This window comes from Altererythrobacter sp. MTPC7 (genome assembly GCF_042851395.1).
GTDB lineage: Bacteria > Pseudomonadota > Alphaproteobacteria > Sphingomonadales > Sphingomonadaceae > CAJXSN01.
The window spans coordinates 1-18850 of record NZ_BTGS01000006.1 but is presented as its reverse complement, the minus strand read 5'-3'; the positions used below and the strand labels follow the sequence as shown (position 1 = coordinate 18850).

18 protein-coding genes and 1 tRNA gene are annotated in these 18850 nt (G+C 64.1%); 16 read left to right on the top strand and 3 right to left on the bottom strand.

Annotation, left to right across the window (positions count from 1 at the left end; genetic code table 11):
• Window positions 1-61 precede the first annotated feature (61 nt).
• The 5 genes from ACGHJ7_RS06605 to ACGHJ7_RS06585 all read left to right on the top strand — a co-directional run bounded on the left by ACGHJ7_RS06605 (window position 62) and on the right by ACGHJ7_RS06585 (window position 4195).
• Complete coding sequence (locus tag ACGHJ7_RS06605; RefSeq protein ID WP_390475656.1) at window positions 62-1015, top strand: TraB/GumN family protein; 954 nt, start codon at window positions 62-64, stop codon at window positions 1013-1015.
• 48 nt (window positions 1016-1063) lie between these two features.
• Window positions 1064-1951: a TraB/GumN family protein gene (locus ACGHJ7_RS06600; protein ID WP_390475654.1), complete on the top strand. Its 888-nt coding sequence runs from the start codon at window positions 1064-1066 to the stop codon at window positions 1949-1951.
• 166 nt (window positions 1952-2117) lie between these two features.
• Window positions 2118-2804 carry a 50S ribosomal protein L25/general stress protein Ctc gene (locus tag ACGHJ7_RS06595; RefSeq protein WP_390475652.1) on the top strand — a complete coding sequence of 229 codons (687 nt, stop codon included), beginning with the start codon at window positions 2118-2120 and terminating at the stop codon, window positions 2802-2804.
• A 279-nt stretch (window positions 2805-3083) separates the two neighbouring features.
• Window positions 3084-3653, top strand: coding sequence for an aminoacyl-tRNA hydrolase (pth, locus tag ACGHJ7_RS06590; RefSeq protein WP_390475650.1), 570 nt, complete (start codon window positions 3084-3086; stop codon window positions 3651-3653).
• Window positions 3654-3805: 152 nt separating this feature from the next.
• The gene (locus ACGHJ7_RS06585) at window positions 3806-4195 is read left to right on the top strand and encodes a PEP-CTERM sorting domain-containing protein (protein WP_390475648.1); all 390 of its coding nucleotides are present in this window, start codon (window positions 3806-3808) and stop codon (window positions 4193-4195) included.
• 85 nt (window positions 4196-4280) lie between these two features.
• On the opposite strand, the gene ACGHJ7_RS06580 is transcribed toward ACGHJ7_RS06585, so the two are convergent.
• On the bottom strand, window positions 4281-5246 hold the full coding sequence (locus ACGHJ7_RS06580; protein ID WP_390475645.1) for a tetratricopeptide repeat protein: 966 nt from the start codon (window positions 5244-5246) through the stop codon (window positions 4281-4283).
• A 180-nt stretch (window positions 5247-5426) separates the two neighbouring features.
• Between ACGHJ7_RS06580 and ACGHJ7_RS06575 the strand changes: the two genes are divergently transcribed.
• From ACGHJ7_RS06575 to ACGHJ7_RS06555, 5 genes are all read left to right on the top strand, one after another.
• Entirely contained in the window at window positions 5427-6419 is a 993-nt protein-coding gene (locus ACGHJ7_RS06575; protein ID WP_390475642.1) for an SDR family oxidoreductase, read from the top strand.
• A 121-nt stretch (window positions 6420-6540) separates the two neighbouring features.
• Window positions 6541-7641, top strand: coding sequence for a redox-regulated ATPase YchF (ychF, locus tag ACGHJ7_RS06570; RefSeq protein WP_390475640.1), 1101 nt, complete (start codon window positions 6541-6543; stop codon window positions 7639-7641).
• Between the two features lie 62 nt (window positions 7642-7703).
• Window positions 7704-8513 (top strand): DUF1206 domain-containing protein, encoded by an 810-nt coding sequence (locus ACGHJ7_RS06565; protein WP_390475638.1) that lies wholly within the window; start codon window positions 7704-7706, stop codon window positions 8511-8513.
• The gene (locus ACGHJ7_RS06560; protein ID WP_390475636.1) at window positions 8513-9286 is read left to right on the top strand and encodes a MauE/DoxX family redox-associated membrane protein; all 774 of its coding nucleotides are present in this window, start codon (window positions 8513-8515) and stop codon (window positions 9284-9286) included. The genes ACGHJ7_RS06565 and ACGHJ7_RS06560 overlap by 1 nt, the downstream gene beginning before the upstream one ends.
• Window positions 9287-9302: 16 nt before the next feature.
• A complete protein-coding gene (locus ACGHJ7_RS06555; protein WP_390475634.1) occupies window positions 9303-9767 on the top strand; it encodes a MaoC family dehydratase in 465 nt (154 codons plus the stop codon).
• 33 nt (window positions 9768-9800) lie between these two features.
• On the opposite strand, the gene ACGHJ7_RS06550 is transcribed toward ACGHJ7_RS06555, so the two are convergent.
• Together ACGHJ7_RS06550 and mutL are read right to left on the bottom strand one after the other, a co-directional pair.
• Window positions 9801-10271 carry a hypothetical protein gene (locus ACGHJ7_RS06550; protein WP_390475632.1) on the bottom strand — a complete coding sequence of 157 codons (471 nt, stop codon included), beginning with the start codon at window positions 10269-10271 and terminating at the stop codon, window positions 9801-9803.
• Complete coding sequence (mutL, locus tag ACGHJ7_RS06545) at window positions 10243-12060, bottom strand: DNA mismatch repair endonuclease MutL (RefSeq protein ID WP_390475630.1); 1818 nt, start codon at window positions 12058-12060, stop codon at window positions 10243-10245. Before mutL ends, ACGHJ7_RS06550 begins: the two co-directional genes overlap by 29 nt.
• A gap of 216 nt (window positions 12061-12276) precedes the next feature.
• On the opposite strand from mutL, the gene ACGHJ7_RS06540 reads away from it, so the two are divergent.
• The 6 genes from ACGHJ7_RS06540 to ACGHJ7_RS06515 all read left to right on the top strand — a co-directional run bounded on the left by ACGHJ7_RS06540 (window position 12277) and on the right by ACGHJ7_RS06515 (window position 18254).
• Window positions 12277-13320 carry a rod shape-determining protein gene (locus tag ACGHJ7_RS06540; RefSeq protein ID WP_390475629.1) on the top strand — a complete coding sequence of 348 codons (1044 nt, stop codon included), beginning with the start codon at window positions 12277-12279 and terminating at the stop codon, window positions 13318-13320.
• 21 nt (window positions 13321-13341) lie between these two features.
• Entirely contained in the window at window positions 13342-14289 is a 948-nt protein-coding gene (mreC, locus tag ACGHJ7_RS06535; RefSeq protein WP_390475628.1) for a rod shape-determining protein MreC, read from the top strand.
• Entirely contained in the window at window positions 14286-14843 is a 558-nt protein-coding gene (mreD, locus tag ACGHJ7_RS06530) for a rod shape-determining protein MreD (RefSeq protein ID WP_390475626.1), read from the top strand. The genes mreC and mreD overlap by 4 nt, the downstream gene beginning before the upstream one ends.
• Window positions 14843-16852, top strand: coding sequence for a penicillin-binding protein 2 (gene mrdA, locus ACGHJ7_RS06525; protein ID WP_390475624.1), 2010 nt, complete (start codon window positions 14843-14845; stop codon window positions 16850-16852). The genes mreD and mrdA overlap by 1 nt, the downstream gene beginning before the upstream one ends.
• A 41-nt stretch (window positions 16853-16893) precedes the next feature.
• Entirely contained in the window at window positions 16894-17970 is a 1077-nt protein-coding gene (rodA, locus tag ACGHJ7_RS06520) for a rod shape-determining protein RodA (protein WP_390475971.1), read from the top strand.
• A gap of 208 nt (window positions 17971-18178) precedes the next feature.
• Window positions 18179-18254, top strand: a tRNA-Lys gene (locus ACGHJ7_RS06515).
• The last annotated feature ends 596 nt before the right edge of the window (window positions 18255-18850 follow it).

The window sequence follows — 18850 nt, the reverse complement described above, 5'->3', positions numbered from 1 at the left end:
AGGGCGGGTTAGCCCTGCATTCACCCTTGCGCTGGCAGAGGGCGTGGCCGAAGGAGATTGTATGCGATTCCCGATCCTTGCCAGCGCAGCCCTTGCCCTGTCCTCCGCTCTTTGCCTCGCCGGTCCTGCCGCGGCGCAGGACCAGCAATTGCCAGCGCCCGTTCCGGCCAAGACGGTCCCGGCGGAAACGGTCGGCCTGGACGAAACCGGCAGTGGGGTCCCGGCCCTGTGGAAAGTCGCCGACGAGGACACGACCATCTACCTGTTCGGCACGGTCCATTCGCTGCCCGCAGATGTCGACTGGTATCGGGGGGAACTCGCCGCTGCCCTCGATTCTTCCGACGAGCTGGTGACGGAAATCGACATGAACCCCGAAGCGATGGCCGCGATGCAGCAGGTGATCGTGTCGAAGGCGCTCCTGCAGGAAGGTACGTTGCGCGGCCTGATGAGCGAGGATCAGCTGGCCATCTACGAAGGCGCGATGGCGAAGTTGGGCCTGTCGCCCGACTCGTTCGACTCGATGGAACCGTGGTTCGCCGCCCTGATGCTGAGCAACAGCGCCCTGTCGGAAGCTGGCTTCAGCCCGGCCGCCGGTGCGGAATCGGTGCTGGAGGATATCTCCGACGGATCGAAGAAACGCAGCGCGCTGGAGACCGTCGAGTTCCAGATGTCGATCTTCGACGAATTGCCGATGGATGCCCAGATGCGTTTCCTGCTGGAAGGGGCGGAGGAAATCGACACGCTGGCAGACGAGCTTCAGAAGATGGTCGACGAATGGGCGGTCGGCGATGCCGAGGGCCTGGCCGTTCTCCTGAACGAGGCGTTCGAGGAAGACCCCGTGCTGGCCGAGCGGCTTCTCTATTCCCGCAATGCCGATTGGGCGGTCTGGATCGACGATCGCCTGGACGAACCGGGCAAGGTGTTCATGGCTGTTGGCGCAGGGCATCTTGCCGGCAACAATTCGGTGCAGGAATTGCTGGCAGAGCGCGGGATCACGGCGCTGCGCGTCCAGTGATGTGTCGTTTGCCCTGACCGCGGGCGCGCTGTGAAAGTCTGGCGGCGTTTGCTGAAGTCAGTGCTGGCAGGCAGCGTCCTGCTGGCTGCGGCGTCGTGCGACGATGCTCGCAAACCGCCCTCGCCACCAATTCACGGCACACCGGCCATCTGGGAAATCGCCTCTGCCGATGGAGAAGTCGAAGGCTGGCTGTTCGGGACCATCCACGCCCTGCCCGGCAATGCGCGCTGGCGCAGCGAAGCGGTCATGCTGGCGGTGGAGGAAGCTGACCTGCTCGCGGTCGAGATTGCCGCTCTGGACGACGGGGACGCCATTGCCGCCGTCTTCGCTCGCCTGTCCCATACGCCGGGCCAGCCTGCCCTGACGCAGCGCGTTCCGGCGGAACTGCATTCCCAACTGGCCGAACTGGTCAGGCGCAGCCCCTACGGTCCGAATGACTTCACCGCTGTCGAGACGTGGGGCGCCGCGCTGATCCTGGCGCAGGAAGCCCAATCTTCCAATGACAAGGCCAACGGCGTGGACAAGGCCCTGATCGAAACGTTCCGCCCCGGCAGGCCCGTCCGCGAAGTGGAAGGAGCCGTGGCGCAGCTCGGCGTTTTCGATAGCCTGCCCGAAGAGGACCAGCGAGAGCTTCTGGCCGTGACGATCAAGGAAGCAATGCGGGGCGGCGACGCAGGCCGCAAGACCGCCGAGCGCTGGCTGGCAGGCGATGTCGAGGGAATGCTCGACCCGGGAGAGGAAAGCCTGCTGGACGACCCCGAACTGCGCGAGGCGCTGGTCGAGGGCCGCAACAGGGCCTGGATGCCGGTCATCACCGCCATGCTGGAACAGCGCCCCCGCCCGCTGATTGCCGTTGGCGCGGGGCATATGGGCGGGCCGGAGGGCTTGCCAGTGCTTCTTCGAGCGGCAGGCTACACCGTCACCCGGATGCGGTAGCGGCGACCACGTCGGTCAACCGTTCCCGATGCGCGGATGCAGCGGCCAAATCCCTTGCTTTTGCCCGCCTGCGCCCGTAAGGGCCGCGGCTCCGGACACCATGGTCATCCCTGGAGGCGTGGTGGATCCGGATATTACAGCACATGCATTTTGAAAGGTAAGCGATATGAGCGATGCTCTGAACCTGCCGGCCGAAACGCGCGAACGGGCAGGCAAGGGAGCCTCCCGTGCACTGCGTCGCGAAGGCCGTGTTCCCGCCGTTGTCTATGGCGGCAAGGAAGAACCCACCCCGATCCACGTCGAGGAGAAGGAACTGGTCCGTCAGCTGATGACCGGCCACTTCATGAACTCCCTCGTCAGCATCGAGATCGGCGGCAAGAAGGTTCGCACCATCCCCAAGGATGTCGCTTTCCACCCGGTCACCGACCGTCCGATCCACGCCGATTTCTTCCGTCTTGCGAAGGGCGCGAAGATCGACGTCAGCGTCCCGGTCGTCTTCATCAATGAAGAAACCAGCCCCGGCCTGAAGAAGGGCGGCGTCCTGAACGTGGTCCGTCACGAGCTGGAACTGGTCTGCGATGCGGACAAGATCCCGGGCGAGATCGAAATCAACGTCGAAGGCAAGGAAGTCGGCGACTCGATCCACATCAGCGAAGTCACCCTTCCCGAAGGCAGCGAAAGCGCCATCACGGACCGCGACTTCACGATCGCCACGCTGGTTGCCCCGTCCGCTCTCAAGAAGAGCGAAGGCGACGACCAGACCGGCGAAGGCATGGAGCCGGGCGAAACCGCTGCCACCGAGCAGGGTCCGGACGACGACGCTGCGCAGGAACAGGAAGACAAGAGCGAATAAGCTCTGCGTCATTCGAAACACGAAACGCCGGTCTCGAGAGAGGCCGGCGTTTTTGTTTGCGCACGCCGTTCGGCGTGCGGTTTCCTCGCTCTCGTGCCCTTTGGGCACTTCGCTGCGGGCGGGCAGTCGCCCTTGCGGTCGGCTCGTCGCCGACCGGGCTTCGCCATCGGTCCATCAAGCTGCGACCATTCGAAACCGCAAGCCTTTGCGCGGTCGCCAAGAGGGACCCTGCCGAAACTCAAACATTGCCTCGCACGCGCACTTCTCTATCCAGCCCGCATGCAGATCTGGACAGGGCTCGGCAATCCAGGGCCGAAATACACGATGAACCGCCACAATGTCGGCTTCATGGCGGTCGACGTCATCGCCAACATGCACGGCTTCGGCCCGGTGCAGAAGAAGTTCTCCGGCTGGGTGCAGGAAGGCCGCATCGGGCCCGAGAAGATCGTCCTGCTGAAGCCGGCGACATTCATGAACGAGAGCGGCCGAAGCGTCGGCGAGGCGCTGCGTTTCTACAAGCTGGACGAAGGCGCCCTCACCGTCTTCCATGACGAGCTCGACATCGCGCCGTACAAGGTGAAGGTGAAGCGGGGTGGCGGCCATGCCGGCCATAACGGCCTGCGGTCCATCGGGCAGCATGTCGGCACTGATTACCGCCGCATCCGGCTCGGCATCGGTCATCCCGGACACAAGGACGCGGTGCACGGCCACGTCCTGGGCAACTATCCCAAGGGCGAGCAAGACGATCTGGTCCAGATGCTCGCCGCCGTCGGTGCAGAGGCGGAATGGCTGGCCAAAGGCGACGACGCCCGCTTCGCCAGCGACGTCGCGCTGCGGATGCAGGACTAGCCCGCCGCCCGCCGGATCCCAGCGAAAATTGTCGATTTTCTTGACAACTCCCTGCGCTCGAAAAGCCCGTTAACCATTACAAGCCGCAGCTGGCGGGAACTGGCACGCAAGCTGCATTCCAAGTCGTAAACCATTCTCAGGGGAACGACGTTATGGCTCGGAAACTTCTTTTCGCAACGGCAGCAATCGCCGGACTGTCTCTGGCAACGCCCGCATCCGCCACCTGGTGGAGCACGTGGGGCAACTGGGGCAACTGGGGCGGCGGCGGTACGCACGCGCACTATTGGGATTGCGGTCACTACACCGGTTCCAGCGGCGGCAGCACCAGCAGCGGCGGTTCCACCACGTCCGGCGGTTCCACGACGTCGGGTGGCTCGACCACTACGGGCGGCTCGACCACGACGACCAGCGGCGGTTCGACCTCGGGCGGCAGCACGTCGGGCGGTACGCAGGTTCCCGAGCCGGGCATGCTCGGCCTGTTCGGCCTGGGCCTGGTCGGGATCGGCCTCGCTCGCACCCGTCGGCGCAAGCTCGTCGGCTGACCGACCGACACTATGCAAGCCAAAAAAAAGGGCGGGTCGCGTGATGCGGCCCGCCCTTTTTCGTATCCGCGTGTTTCGCGCCCGGTCAGTCGGAAGACTGGATCCGCGAACGAAGCTGGGCGACGCGCGGGTCGCCCGGATACCGTGTCTCCAGCCGCGTCAGATAGGTTCGCGCCAGTTCGCGATTGCCCAGCTGCGTGAGCGCTGTGGCGTAGATATAGGCTCCCTCGGGCTGGTCGCGCAGTTCTTTCTCCCGCGATTGCAGGAGAGAGCGCACCTCTTCCCATTCGCCTCTCGTCGCGGCTAGGCGGGCCTGGAGGACGGCGAATCTCAGGTCGCTTCCCAGGGTGGCTTCATTGGCGTCGAGGAAATCCTCCAGCGCGTCCAGCTGGCCCAGCTCGCCAAGCGCATCCGCCTTGCCGATGACTGCGGCGGCATGGTCGGCACGCTGTTCCAAGATCGCATCGAAATGCGACAGCGCACGGTCGGGTGACTCCTTTGCAAGCGCGAGGCGTCCCATCGCGAGGCGCGTGCCGATGGCATCCGGCGCAGCCTTGGCCGCACGCCGGGTAAGCTCGCTCGCTTTGGGCGTGTCCCCGTCCGCGAGTGCGAACAGGGCATAATCCGACAGGATGGCAGCATCGCCGGGTGACGCTTCGACGCCTTTTTCCAGTTCGCTGCGGGCCGCATCGAAGTCGCCGAGCGCGACATGCGCGCGGGCCCTGATGCGGTGGGCATCCGCGTCGTCGGTCGTCGCTGCCAGCTCCAGCGCTTTGGCAGGTCGTCCGCGGTAAAGTTCCGCCTCGGCGCGCAGGACCGCGAGATCGGCCCGAGTGTCCCCCAGCGCGTCGAGCTGCGACCAGGCTCCTTCGCCGTCTTCCAGCGCGAGGTAGGTCTGCGCCAGTTTCAGGCGAGCGTCGCGGTTGTCCGGCTGTTCGTTCACCACCGAAATCAGGTCGAGACGCGCGGCCTTCAGATCGCCCGATTGCAGGTTGCTTTCGGCACGCGCAATCCGGTCGGCCACGCTCGGTTCGCTGCAGGCACTCAACATGGCCAGCCCGGCGAACGCGGTCAGGGCGCGTCTGCGAAAGGCGGATGCGTGTTTTGGCTTGGATATTTGCATGTGCTGCGCGCTACAGGGTAAACCTGAAAAAAAGGTGACGGGAACGCTTCCGGCAGGCTCATGCCGAACCCCGAAACCTGCCGTGCCGTCGATGTCTGGAGATACTGTATGACCGCCCTCACCCGCCGCTCGCTCCTTGCCGGCGCTGCTGCCACCGGCGCCCTCGCCGCGACCTCGCTGCGCGCACAGGCCGACCTAGTCGAGGCGACGTCAGACCTTTCGGGCAAGTCGGTTCTCATCACCGGCTGCTCTTCCGGCTTCGGCCGGTTGGGGGCGGAGCATTACGCGCGCCTCGGCGCGAAGGTATTCGCAACGATGCGCAACATGCCCCGGCCCGAGGCGGACGAACTGCGCAACCTAGCGATGGCAGAAGGCTTGCAGCTCTACATCATCGAGATCGACGTGACCGACGACGAGAGCGTGATGGCCGGCGTCGAGGAAGCGGAGCGCCTGAACGGCGGCGGGCTTGACGTGCTGGTCAACAATGCCGGCATCGGCCTGTCGGGCCCGATCGAGGTGCAGGACATGGAAGCGACCATGCTCATGTACGATACCAACGTCTTCGGCGCGCACCGCATGGCCCGTGCCGTGCTTCCGGGAATGCGCGCGAAGGGCGGCGGACAGATCTTCCAGATTTCCAGCCAGCTTGGCCGGGTCATCATCCCCTATTCCGGCCACTACTCGCCAACCAAATTCGCGCTGGAAGCGACCAGCGAGGCGATGGCCTACGAACTGGTGCCCCACAATATCGACGTGACCATCGTAGAGCCGGGCGGCTATCCGACCGAGGTCTGGGTCAATCGCAACATCTATACAAAGGCGCTGAAAGAGCGGGCGCAGGACATCCATATTTCCGGCTATCCGCAGGTCGTCGCCCGCATGGGGACCGAGGACGGTTCGGGACGCTCCGCCGATCCGATGGACATACCGCGCCTGATCGCCCGGACGATCGCCATGCCGGCGGGCACGCGTCCGCTGCGTGCCGAGGTCAGCGGCAGCCGCATCCCGCAGGTCGGGATCAACAAGGCGACCCGCGAAACCCAGCTCGCATGGCTGGGCGAGAGCGGCTACGGTCCGCTTATCAAGGCGGTGCACGACTGACACCACGGGTTCGGCCCATCGCCTCTCTCGGGCTCCGCCGGCCGATCAACCGGCGTAAGAACTGGTAAAGCCGGCCGCGCCCCGCTAAGGGCGCGCGAAACCTCATTACTGGAGCACCCCCATGGGATTCCGCTGCGGGATTGTCGGCCTGCCCAATGTCGGCAAGTCCACCCTTTTCAATGCCCTCACCGAAACGCAGGCTGCACAGGCCGCGAACTATCCGTTCTGCACGATCGAGCCCAATGTCGGGCAGGTCGCGGTCCCGGACGAACGACTGGAGAAGATCGCCGGCATCGCCAAGAGTGCGAAGGTGATCCACACCCAATTGGGCTTCACCGACATTGCCGGCCTGGTGAAAGGCGCGTCGAGCGGAGAGGGCCTGGGCAACCAGTTCCTCGGCAATATCCGCGAAGTCGATGCCATCGTCCACGTGCTGCGCTGTTTCGAGGATGACGACATCCAGCACGTCAGCAACAAGGTCGATCCCATCGCCGATGCCGAGGTGGTAGAGACCGAACTGGCGCTGGCCGACATGGAAAGCCTGGAGAAGCGCGTCGCCAATGCGGAAAAGCGCGCGACCGCAGGGGACAAGGAGGCGAAGGCTCTCGCCAGTGTCCTGGGACAGGCGCTGGAGCTGCTGAAGGAGGGCAAGCCCGCCCGCCTCGTCGAACCCAGGGATGACGAGGAAGAGCGGCTGTTCGCGCAGGCGCAATTGCTGACCGCCAAACCCGTTCTGTATGTCTGCAATGTCGCCGAGGAAGATGCGGCGGACGGCAACGCCCTCTCCGCCCGCGTGTTCGAGAAGGCCGAGGCCGAAGGCGCGCAGGCCGTTGTCGTATCCGCCGCCATCGAGGCCGAACTGGTTGCGATGGAGGGCGAGGAACGCGCCGAGTACCTGTCCGAACTGGGCCTGGAGGAAAGCGGGCTCGCCCGCGTGATCCGCGCCGGTTACAAACTGCTCGGTCTCAACACCTTCTTCACGGCCGGTCCGAAGGAATCGCGCGCCTGGACATTCCCTGCCGGTGCCAGGGCTCCGCAGGCTGCCGGTGAAATCCATACCGACTTCGAGAAGGGCTTCATCCGCGCAGAAACCATTGCCTACGACGATTACGTGGCGCTGGGCGGCGAAAGCGCGGCGCGCGAAGCCGGCAAGCTGCGGCAGGAAGGCAAGGAATACCTCGTCCAGGACGGCGACGTGATGCTGTTCAAGTTCAACGTCTGATCGGCCGGACCCATTTCCCCCCTCGCCCGTTGCAACAGGCAACCAGCAGGGGAGATATTTACGTGGTAGACAAGTCCGAGAAATTCAATTGGTTGGTGCGGGTCGGCTATTTCAGCCGCGCGATCCTATACACCGTGCTGGGCCTGATCGCCCTCACGAGCGCCAGCAAGATCGCCGAAGGCACCAATGGCGTGTTCCGCGCCATCGAGGACTATCCGCTGGGCACCGCGATCCTGTGGATCATGGTCATCGGCCTGATCGCCTATGCCCTGTTCCGTTTCTGCTCGCTGTTCTTCGATATCGAGAACAATGGCTCCGACGCGAAAGGCTGGGGCAAGCGGATCGGCCATGCCGGTAGCGGCATCGCCCACCTCGCCCTCGCCTATTCCGCCTACCGTTTCGCGACGAGCGAAGGCGGCGGCTCGGGCGGCAGCGGCGGCGGCGCGCAGGAAGCGGCGTCCGGTGTCCTCGGTTTCGAACTGGGCGGCGTCGTTCTCGGCCTGCTCGGCATCGCGCTGTTCGTGGCAGCATTCCATCAGGCGAAGAAGGGCATCACCGGCAGCTTCATGCACCGCATCAGCGGGCAGGCCCCGGACTTTACCCGCTGGCTGGGCGGCGCGGGCTTCCTGGCCCGGGCAGTCGTCTATGTCGTCATCGGCTGGTCGCTGTTCCAGGCGGGCTTCATGTCCGGTGGAAGCGACCAGGTGAAGACGCTGGGCGATGCCGTGGCCAGCCTTGCCGGTGAAGGCATCATCTTCACACTCACGGCGATCGGTCTGCTGCTGTTCGGCATCTTCAGCCTGATCCTCGCCCGGTATCGTATCATTCCGGAACTGGACTCCAGCGCAGGTGTCCCCAAGTTCCGAACCTGATGACCAATACTACCGACAGCAACGCACAGGCGGGCGTCCGGAAGGTCGCCCGCCTTTACCGCATGGTGATGGACAAGCACGTCTGTCCCTACGGTACGAAGTCCAAATACCTGCTCGAGCGTGAGGGATATACGGTGGAGGACCACCACCTGACCACGCGCGAGGAAACCGACGCGTTCAAGGAAAAGCACGGCGTGAAGACCACGCCGCAGACCTTTATCGGCGGGGAGCGATTGGGCGGATACGATGCGCTTCGCGCCCATTTCGGCCGCGACAAGGACGATGGCGGCAAGAGTTATACGCCGGTCCTGGCAGTGTTCGCGGTCGGACTGGCCCTCGCCGTCTCCCTCGCGTTTTTCGTCTACGGCACACCGCTCCACATCCGCACGGCCGAATGGTTCGTCGCCTTTTCGATGGCAATGCTGGCCATGCTGAAATTGCAGGATGTCGAGCAGTTCTCGACCATGTTTGTCGGCTATGACCTGCTGGGGCAGCGCTTCGTCCCCTATGCCTACGCCTATCCTTTCCTGGAGGCGGCGGCTGCGGTGCTGATGGCCGGGCGGATCCTGCCGTGGATCTCGATTCCGGTGGCCCTCGTCATCGGGACGATCGGTGCGGTGAGCGTGTTCTACGCCGTGTACGTCCAGAAACGCGACATCAAATGCGCCTGTGTAGGGGGCAGCGGTGATGTCCCACTCGGCTTCATCTCGCTCAGCGAAAATCTTGCCATGGTCGGGATGGCGATCTGGATGCTCTTGCGCCCTACCCTTTAACGCGTAGTGTCGCGCCATGCTGTATTACGAAGATATAGAGGTCGGATCGCGTTCAAGTTTCGGCCGTTACGAAGTCACGGCGGAAGAGGTTCGGGAATTCGCCTCGAAATACGACCCGCAGGCTTTCCATCTCGACGCAGACGCCGCGGCAGCGACCCATTTCGGCCGCATCTCGGCAAGCGGGTGGCACACCTGCGCCATGACCATGCGGATGATGGTCGATAACATGAAGGACAATGCGCAGGCAGGGCTGGGTTCGCCCGGGGTCGACCAGCTGCGCTGGAAGAAACCCGTCTATCCCGGCGATACGTTGCGGGTAGAGACCGAGGTGATCGAGAAGCGCCGCAGCAAGTCGCGGCGGGAAATGGGTATCTTCAAGTCACGCGGCACCACCTACAACCAGCACGGCGAAGCGGTGTTGGAAATGGTCAGCAACGGATTGATCGAGGTCCGGGACAGGGATGCCCCGATCGAGGATTGACGACCGCGCCCGACCGCGTCCGGCTGCGTCCGGTCAGACGGAACCGGACGAACATTGCAGCGTGCCTGATAGCTCGGCTGTATCACCCGCCGCCGTGCGGACGGTCAGCGTGGCGCCAGTTTCGCTGCGACCGCCTCCGGATGCTTTCTCCTCACCCTCGACTGCCAGCGACAGGCTCGCCGGGGCGGCGGTATAGGCCAGCCCGATACCGAGCGGCCCCTCGCCGGCATCGTCGGCCACCGGCAGCGCAACCGCTTCGCCGTCCAGCTTGACCCATGCCTGTTCGGGCTGGATCAGGGCCAGCGCCCTCATGCTACCCCCGGCTTCGCGGAAACCGCAGACCGTGCCGTAGATTTCGTGACGTTCGATATCGGGCGCACCGAGCGCGCCAAGCTGGAGAGATGCAGCAGTTTCGTCGGCAGCGGTTTCCTCGCCCGAGTTGCAGCCTGCCAGCAGGATTGCGGCAAGCCCCGCGCTAATGACGCCCGAACAGTTTCTCGACATCGTCCATCCCCAGTTTCACCCATGTGGGCCGTCCATGGTTGCATTGCCCCGATCGCGGCGTGCGCTCCATTTCGCGCAGCAACGCATTCATTTCATCGACGCGCAATGTGCGCCCCGCTCTGACCGATCCGTGGCACGCCATCGTGGCCAGCACGAGGTCCAGTTTCTCCCCCAGCAGCAGGCTCGTGCCATGCTTCGCCAGGTCGTCCGCAATGTCCTGCAGCAGCTTGTGCGGATCGCCGCCCGCCAGTGCATGAGGCATGGAACGGACCAGCATTGCGGCGGGACCGAAACGTTCGATGGCAAGGCCCAGCGCGTCCAGCTTGTCCGCTGCCTCTTCCAGCCGGTCGCAGGCCGGCTCCTCCAGCTCGACGACTTCGGGGATCAGCATGGCCTGGCTGCGGGCGACCGCTTCCCCCGCCCCCGCTGCCTTCAGCCGTTCGAGGACGAGCCGCTCATGCGCCGCGTGCTGGTCGACCAGAACCAGCCCGTCCTTCGATTCCGCGACGATGTAGGTGTTCGCAACCTGCCCCCGCGCAATGCCCAGGGGGAAATCCTGCTCTGCCGCCACGGGCGCCGCTTCCTCGGCGCGGCCCATCGGCGCGGTCATCACGTCCTGTTCGTAACCCCGCCAGCCGGGGCGAGCTTCGCCAACGCGCTGCGCAGGTGCGCTCCAGTCGCGGTTGTCGAAGATGGACCGCAGCGCCGGTGCCGGTTCCTCGCGGACCGGTTCCTGCTGCCACCTTTCCATGGCTGCGCGGTCCGGACCCTGCGCGCTTCGCCGGTCGCCCGTCGATAGCGCCTGCCGGAGCCCGGAAACGATGAAGCCGCGAACGCCCTGCGCATCGCGGAAACGGACCTCCGTCTTTGCCGGATGGACGTTCACATCGACATCTTCCGACGGCAGGTCGAGGAACAGGGCGAGCACGGCGTGGCGATCTCGGGCCAGCATGTCGGAATAGGCGCCCCGCACCGCGCCGACCAGCAGGCGGTCCTTTACCGGGCGACCGTTGACGAACAGGTACTGGTGGTCCGCCACGCCGCGATTATAGGTCGGCAGACCTGCAATGCCGGTCAGCCGCATGGCGCCCCGCTCCATGTCGAGCAGCACGCCGTTGTCCTTCAGCTCGCGCGTGACGATCTGCGCCACGCGGTCGGCCAGCGCCTCGTCCGGCTGCGTCGCAATGGTCCGCCGGTCGCCATGCTGCAGGGTGAAGCCGATGTCCGGCCGCGCCATTGCCAGGCGCCGCACGATGTCGAGGCACGCGCCGTATTCGCTGCGCGCCGTGCGCAGGAACTTGCGCCGGGCAGGAACCTTGGCGAACACCTGTTCGACCCGCGCCCGTGTGCCCGGCGGCAGGGCGGCCGGCCCCTCATCCACCAGCACGCCGTGATCGACCACGCGGCGCCAGCCATTGTCCGCATCGTGTGGCCGGCTTTCCAGCGTAAAGCGCGACACGCTGGCAATGGAAGGCAGGGCCTCCCCCCGGAAACCCAGCGTCGCCACGCGCTCGATCGCCTGGTCCTCTCCGATAAGGGTATCGGGCAATTTCGAGGTCGCATGGCGCTCGAGCGCCATTTCCATCGCCGCCGGTTCCATCCCGCAGCCATTGTCGGTCACTTCCAACCGGGCGAGCCCGCCATCGACCAGCGAGACAGCAATCCGGGTCGCCCCGGCATCGACTGCGTTTTCCACCAGTTCCTTCAGCGCGGCGGCCGGACGTTCGACCACCTCGCCAGCGGCGATCCGGTTGACGAGATGTTCTGGCAGGCGACGAATTTCCGGCATTTGCGGAACCATAGCGACCAGTGGCCCGCTATACGAGACGGATGGGGGGTTTTACCCCGACAATCTGGCAATTCGCATGGCATTCTGCCCGGCGACTCGGTAAGGACGCGCATTCACAAACGCGCTGGGTTGCACGCTTCGCAAGAGACGGTCTTATCCCACGGGAATGTCACGGCTAATTCTGAATAACTTCAAGACAATGGAATCCGGTTCACGATGAGTTTTCTGAGCAACCTTTTCAAATTCGGTTCGCAGAACATGGCGATCGACCTCGGAACGGCCAATACGCTGGTCTATGTGCAGGACCAGGGCATCGTGCTGGATGAACCCTCCGTCGTTGCGATCGAGACCATCAACGGCCAGACCAAGGTCAAGGCCGTCGGCGACGATGCCAAGCTGATGATGGGCAAGACGCCCGACAGCATCCAGGCCATCCGCCCGCTGCGCGACGGCGTCATCGCCGACATCGAAATCGCGGAAGAAATGATCAAGCACTTCATCCGCAAGGTACACGGCAAGAAGAGCCTGTTCCGTTATCCCGAGATCACGATCTGTGTGCCCTCCGGCTCCACCTCGGTGGAAAAGCGTGCGATCCGCGATGCGGCGAGCAATGCCGGTGCCAGCGCGGTCTACCTGATCCTGGAACCCATGGCCGCCGCCATCGGCGCCGACATGCCGGTGACGGAGCCGGTCGGTTCCATGGTTGTCGATATCGGCGGCGGCACGACCGAAGTCGCGGTGCTGTCGCTGCGCGGCCTCGCCTACACCACTTCGGTGCGCACCGGCGGTGACAAGATGGACGAAGCCATCGTCTCCTACGTCCGCCGACATCACAACCTGCTGATCGGAGATTCCACGGCTGAGCGGATCAAGAAGGATTACGGCGTCGCCGTCGCTCCTGCCGACGGGATCGGGGAAAGCATCGTCATCAAGGGCCGCGACCTGGTGAACGGCGTGCCCAAGGAAATCACCATCAATCAGGGCCATGTGGCTGAGGCCCTGAACGAGCCGATCGGCGCCATCGTTGAAGGCGTGCGCATCGCGCTGGAAAACACCGCGCCCGAACTGGCTGCCGACATCGTCGACCAGGGCATCGTGCTCACCGGCGGCGGTGCGCTTATCGCAGGGCTCGACGATCACCTGCGCGATGAAACCGGCCTGCCGGTCAGTATCGCGGAAGATCCGCTGACTTGCGTTGCCATCGGAACGGGGCGCGCGATGGAGGACCCGATCTATCGCGGCGTCCTGATGACGGCCTGATAGGACGAGGAGGGGCAACGCATGGCGCCGCCTGCATCATCCAGGCGCTCCGGCCATTCGCGTAGGGCGCAATACGGGCTGTTCACGGGGTATGTCGTCGCCGGACTGGGCGCGCTGATCGGTGCTGTCCTGCTGGCGCTTTCCCTGTTCAGGCCGGACATCATGTCCGGCCCGAAGACCGCTGCCAGCGATACGGTAAAGCCGGTGGCGGAGGCGAATGCCGTCGTTCGCAGCGAAAGTCGCGGCTTTATCGAAGACATACGCGGCTATCTGCGCGCGGGCAGCCAGAACGAGGCGCTGCGGCGCGAAGTCGAACTTGCCCGCATCCGGCTTGCCGAAGCAGAGGCGCTGAAACAGGAAAATGCCCGCCTGCGCGGCATTTTGGGGCTGCGCGAGGATGGGCGGGAGCCAGTGACGGTTGCCCGCCTGATCGGGTCGAGTTCGTCCAGCACCCGCCGCTTCGCCTATCTCGGCGCAGGCCGCCGCGACGGTGTCGAGGCGGGCATGCCCGTCCGCTCCGCCCGCGGCGTGGTCGGCCGCGTGCTGGAAGTCGGCACCAGAAGCTCGCGCGTCCTCCTGCTGACCGACAGCGAAAGCATCGTGCCGGTCCGCCGCGCGACCGACGATACGGTCGCGTTCGCCGAAGGACGCGGCGACGGGCAGATCGACATCCGCCTTATCAATCTCGGTATCAATCCGCTCAAGGTCGGCGACGTGTTCGTTACCAGCGGCGCAGGCGGGTTCTACGCCCCCGGTATCGCCGTCGCCATCGTATCGAAGCTGACGGATGACGGCGGGATCGCCCGCATCATCTCCGATCCCGCGGCCACCGACTACGTGTCGGTCGATCCAATCTTCCAGCCTGCAGCAACTTCGGGCGCGGCGACCCCGGTCGAGATCGACCTGTCGGCCGATGCGGATGGAGAGACCGAAGGCGACACGGGCGCAGACACAGACATCGACCGGTGATCGAGCGGCTGTCCAACAATTCGCGGCGCGACAGATATGGTAGCCGGATAAACCGCGATCACTCGCGGATCCTCGCCAATGTCGTTCCGTGGCTTTCGATCCTAATCGGTTCGATGCTGCCATTCCTTGCCATGGTCAGCGCCATCCCGCTCGTTCCGCCGCTCGGGTTCCTGATGATGCTGGCCTGGCGGCTCGTGCGTCCGGGGCTCCTTCCTGTCTGGGCCGGTTTCCCCCTCGGCCTGTTCGACGACCTGTTCAGCGGACAGCCACTCGGCAGTGGTATCGTGTTCTTTTCCGTGACCATGCTTGCCATCGAGGCGTTCGAGACCCGCTTCCCGTGGCGCAGCTTCTGGCAGGACTGGCTGGCCGCCTCGCTTGCCATCATGGTCGCAATCGTCGGCGCGGCTCTCCTGTCGGGGGCCGATGTCAGTCTGTTGGCAATCATCGCAACCGGTCCCCAGATCCTGCTCTCGATCCTCATCTTCCCGGTTATCGCGCGCATCGTGGCGGTGCTCGATCGGCTGCGCCTTCTTCGCTTCAGGGTGAACGACTGATGCTGAGCGGGAAGTCGGGGCAGATCATCACCGGGGCGACGCTGAAGAACAGCTTCGACCGGCGCAGCTTCGTGCTCGGATCGTTCGGGGCCGGCATCGGCACGCTGCTGGCTGTTCGCATGGGCTATATCGCGATTGCCGAGAACGAGCGGTACGAGGTCGAGAGCGAGAGCAACCGCGTCAACCTGACTCTGATCCCGCCGCGCCGGGGCTGGATCCTCGATCGCAACGGCGCCCCCCTCGCCTCCAACCGCGCCGATTTTCGGGTCGATATCATTCCCGAACGTTTGGTGAATGCAGAGCAGCAGGTCGAGATCCTCGGCGAGTTGCTGGACCTCGACCCGGTGCGCAAGGCGGACATCCTCGACGAGATCGAGAAAGGCACGAGCTACCAGCCGGTCGAGGTTGCCAGCGGCCTGGATTACGACCAGTTCGCCGCTGTCAGCCTACGCCTGCCGGACCTGCCGGGTGTCATCCCGCAGCGCGGTTTCTCGCGCTATTACCCGACCGGCCCCAGCGTCGGCCATCTCATCGGCTATGTCGGCGTGGCCAATGCGGAAGAATATGAGGAGGAGAAGAACCCCCTGCTCGTGACGCCGGGCTACAAGATCGGCAAGGACGGCCTGGAAAAACAGTTCGAGCAGGTCATCCGCGGCGAACCCGGCGCGCGCCGGGTGGAGGTGACCGCATCGGGCCGCATCGTGCGCGACTTGGACACGCGGCCCGATGTGCAGGGCGATCCCCTCAGGACCACGATCGACGGACCCCTGCAGGATTACGCCGCGCGGCGGATCGGCCTGGAAAGCGGCTCTGTCGTCGTGATGGACTGCGAAACGGGCGACCTGTTGTGCATGGCATCCATGCCCAGTTTCGATCCCAACAGCTTTTCTTCCGGCATCGGCAGCCTGGAATATTCGATGCTGCGCGATGACGAGCGCGTTCCGCTGCGCAACAAGGTCCTGAAAGGCCTCTATCCGCCCGGCTCAACGATCAAGCCGATGCATTCGATGGCCTTCCTGCTCGACGGGGTCGATCCTTCGGAGACAATCCAGTGTGGCGGCGGACGGCGCATCGGCAACCGGTTCTTCAATTGCTGGAGCAATCACGGCACGGTCGACATGGCGAAAGCCATTTACCAAAGCTGCGACAGCTATTACTACCACTTCGCGCAGCAGGTCGGCTTCGGCAAGGTCGCCGCCTTTGCGAAGCGGCTGGGCATGGGGCAGCAATTCGACCTGCCGGTGCTCAACCAGTTCTACGGCACGGTGCCCAGCCCGGACTGGAAGCAGAACAAGTTCGACCGGGCATGGCAGCCCTACGACACCGTCAACGCTTCGATCGGCCAGGGCTATTACCTTGCCAATCCGTTGCAACTGGCGGTGATGTCGGCACGGCTCGCAACGAACAAGCATGTCGAGCCGCGGCTGCTGCTAACGGGCAAGGATCCGGTGTTCGAAAGCGAAGGGTTCAACTCCGAACACCTGATCAAGGTGCGCGAGGCGATGAGCGACGTCGTCAACGGGCCCGGCACGGCAGGCCGTGCGCGCCTGCCGCTCGACGATGTGAAGATGGCGGGCAAGACCGGTACGGCGCAGGTCGTCTCGCTCAGCGTTTCCGATGGACGGTCCGGCCCCTGGAAATACCGCGATCACGGCCTGTTCGTGTTCTTTGCTCCACTGGAAAACCCGAAATACGCAGGCGCGGTCGTGATAGAGCATGGCGGCGGCTCCGGCTCCGCCTACCCGATCGCGCGCGACGTCATGACCTACCTCTTCGACCCGGCAAAAGGCATGGAGGCCCTGCGCACCTACGAGGAACAATGGGGCGGCACCGCGCAGGAACGCCTCAACCGCAAATATGCAGCCTATGCCCAGGCAGCGGGTGAACAGGTCGAGCCGGTCGCCGCCCGGAACGAGGATATCGGGGCCCGCGTCGAAGCAGAGGCACGCGCCGCCGCCGCGCAGCAGGAGGCCATTGCCGAGCAATTGCGCGGGGAGCGGGCGGAGTGAGCGGTATCGTCCCCACCCCGGTGGCCCGTCAGCCATGGGGGATGCTTTTCCCGCTCCTGTTGCTGACAGGCTTCGGCGGGCTGGTCCTGTTCTCGGCAGCGGGCGGCAATCTCCAGCCCTATGCCATGTCGCATGGCATCCGGTTCGCCGTATTCCTGGTGATGGCCGGCATCCTGACCCTGTTCACGCGCGACCTGGCGCGGTTTGCCGCCTATCCGATCTATGCGATCACCCTTGTCCTTCTGGTCGGGGTGGAGGTCATGGGCGCGCTGGGGGGCGGCGCACAGCGCTGGCTGGACCTGGGCTTCATGCGCCTGCAGCCGTCGGAGATCATGAAGCCGGCGATCGTCCTGGTGCTTGCCCATTTCTATGCCTCCCTGCCCACCGGCATGATCAATACCTGGCGCGCTCTGATGCCGGCAGCAGGTCTTATCGGAATGCCTGTCGCGCTGGTCCTGATGCAGCCCGATCTCGGGACCTCGCTCGCGATTGTTTTCGGGGCGGGCGTCGTTCTCTTCCTCGCCGGCCTGCCGCTCAAATGGTTTGTCGGAGCCGGGCTGGCAGGCGCAGCCGCAATCCCGCTCGCCTATTTCTTCGCACTGCAGCCGTACCAGCAGAAGCGCGTGAACACCTTCCTCGACCCGGAAAGCGATCCGCTGGGCACCGGATATCACATCACCCAGTCGAAAATCGCAATCGGGTCCGGCGGGTGGTTCGGCAAGGGTTTCAACGAAGGCTCGCAAAGCCATCTGAACTATCTGCCCGAACCGCATACCGACTTCGTTTTCGCCACAATGGCAGAGGAATGGGGGCTGCTGGGCGGCATATTCGTAATCGGCGCCTTCGGCCTGATCCTCGGCTGGGGGATGAAAGTCGCGCGCGCTGCGGAACACCGGTTCGACCGGCTACTGGCATCGGGGATGACCGCCACCATCTTCTTCTACGTCGCCATCAACCTGATGATGGTCATGGGGTTGGCGCCGGTCGTCGGTATCCCGCTGCCATTCATGAGCCATGGCGGTTCGTCGATGATGACCAACATGATCTGCATCGGCAGCCTGATGATGGTGAACAGGTGGAACCGCAAACGCAGCAGCGGCGGGCTGATTTCGGACTGAGCGACTTTGGCGAAGGCCGTAAGCCTGGGTCGTCGATGCGCGACGAAATGAATGCCGCGCCTGCCGGGAAAGGCCGAATTGCAACCGTCGTCGAGCCGCCCATTTGCAAGAAATGAAAATTGCCTCTTGTATCGCGCCGCGCACGCGCTAAATGCGGCGCCTCTCGTGTCGAGATGGACATCGGATGATCCATCGTGGCCCCGAGCGTGGACGCATAGCTCAGTTGGTAGAGCAGCTGACTCTTAATCAGCGGGTCCTAGGTTCGAACCCTAGTGCGTCCACCAATTTTTCAATGACTTAAGCGAATTTTTCTCAACGAAGACTTGCCTTAGGTTACGCCCTAGGTTACGATCGCTCTCACATTGAGTTTCTCGACCAACTCCCCCGCCATCTTCCTGGCTTTTGTGCATTATGACACAGATTCATGGGAAGCGGCTTCCATCCAGCGTTATAAGTTCGGCAGGTTTCAGCTGACAGGATCGCAAGCCCGCACGGCCGAGTTAGGGTGGATGTGCGACGGTCGGCTTTTAGGCCGCGCATTTGAAATAGCGGACATTGGACCGGCGACGAAGTCGGGGGCGTATACGATCTGTCCGCCTTGAGCATTCGAGGAATAAAATGCTGCCGTGCGGCTTCCGACACCATTCGCGATATTCAAGGCAAGGGCTTGTGAGTCGATCTCAGATGAAAGCGAAAGCTGGTGCCAATCCAAAGGTCGATAGATCAACATCCGGGCATTTCAGCTGGTGACCTAAGCAGATGCGATGCATTAGATTCACCTCCCCCAAAACGGCGACCATCGTCTGGCGGTGTTGTGACGTGATGTCGTGGACGGCTCTCGCACCAGCCTAAATATGGCAAGGTGCAGTCGTTGTAGGTC

Coding starts and splice junctions, on each gene's coding strand:
- ACGHJ7_RS06560 (WP_390475636.1), top strand. CDS start 8,513: ATGACCAATACTACCGACAGCAACGCACAGGCGGGCGTCCGGAAGGTC.
- mrdA (WP_390475624.1), top strand. CDS start 14,843: ATGCTGAGCGGGAAGTCGGGGCAGATCATCACCGGGGCGACGCTGAAG.
- mreC (WP_390475628.1), top strand. CDS start 13,342: ATGGCGCCGCCTGCATCATCCAGGCGCTCCGGCCATTCGCGTAGGGCG.
- ACGHJ7_RS06550 (WP_390475632.1), bottom strand. CDS start 10,271: ATGTCGAGAAACTGTTCGGGCGTCATTAGCGCGGGGCTTGCCGCAATC.
- pth (WP_390475650.1), top strand. CDS start 3,084: ATGCAGATCTGGACAGGGCTCGGCAATCCAGGGCCGAAATACACGATG.
- ychF (WP_390475640.1), top strand. CDS start 6,541: ATGGGATTCCGCTGCGGGATTGTCGGCCTGCCCAATGTCGGCAAGTCC.
- mutL (WP_390475630.1), bottom strand. CDS start 12,060: ATGCCGGAAATTCGTCGCCTGCCAGAACATCTCGTCAACCGGATCGCC.
- ACGHJ7_RS06580 (WP_390475645.1), bottom strand. CDS start 5,246: ATGTTGAGTGCCTGCAGCGAACCGAGCGTGGCCGACCGGATTGCGCGT.
- ACGHJ7_RS06540 (WP_390475629.1), top strand. CDS start 12,277: ATGAGTTTTCTGAGCAACCTTTTCAAATTCGGTTCGCAGAACATGGCG.
- ACGHJ7_RS06595 (WP_390475652.1), top strand. CDS start 2,118: ATGAGCGATGCTCTGAACCTGCCGGCCGAAACGCGCGAACGGGCAGGC.
- ACGHJ7_RS06585 (WP_390475648.1), top strand. CDS start 3,806: ATGGCTCGGAAACTTCTTTTCGCAACGGCAGCAATCGCCGGACTGTCT.
- ACGHJ7_RS06575 (WP_390475642.1), top strand. CDS start 5,427: ATGACCGCCCTCACCCGCCGCTCGCTCCTTGCCGGCGCTGCTGCCACC.
- rodA (WP_390475971.1), top strand. CDS start 16,894: ATGCTTTTCCCGCTCCTGTTGCTGACAGGCTTCGGCGGGCTGGTCCTG.
- ACGHJ7_RS06555 (WP_390475634.1), top strand. CDS start 9,303: ATGCTGTATTACGAAGATATAGAGGTCGGATCGCGTTCAAGTTTCGGC.
- ACGHJ7_RS06605 (WP_390475656.1), top strand. CDS start 62: ATGCGATTCCCGATCCTTGCCAGCGCAGCCCTTGCCCTGTCCTCCGCT.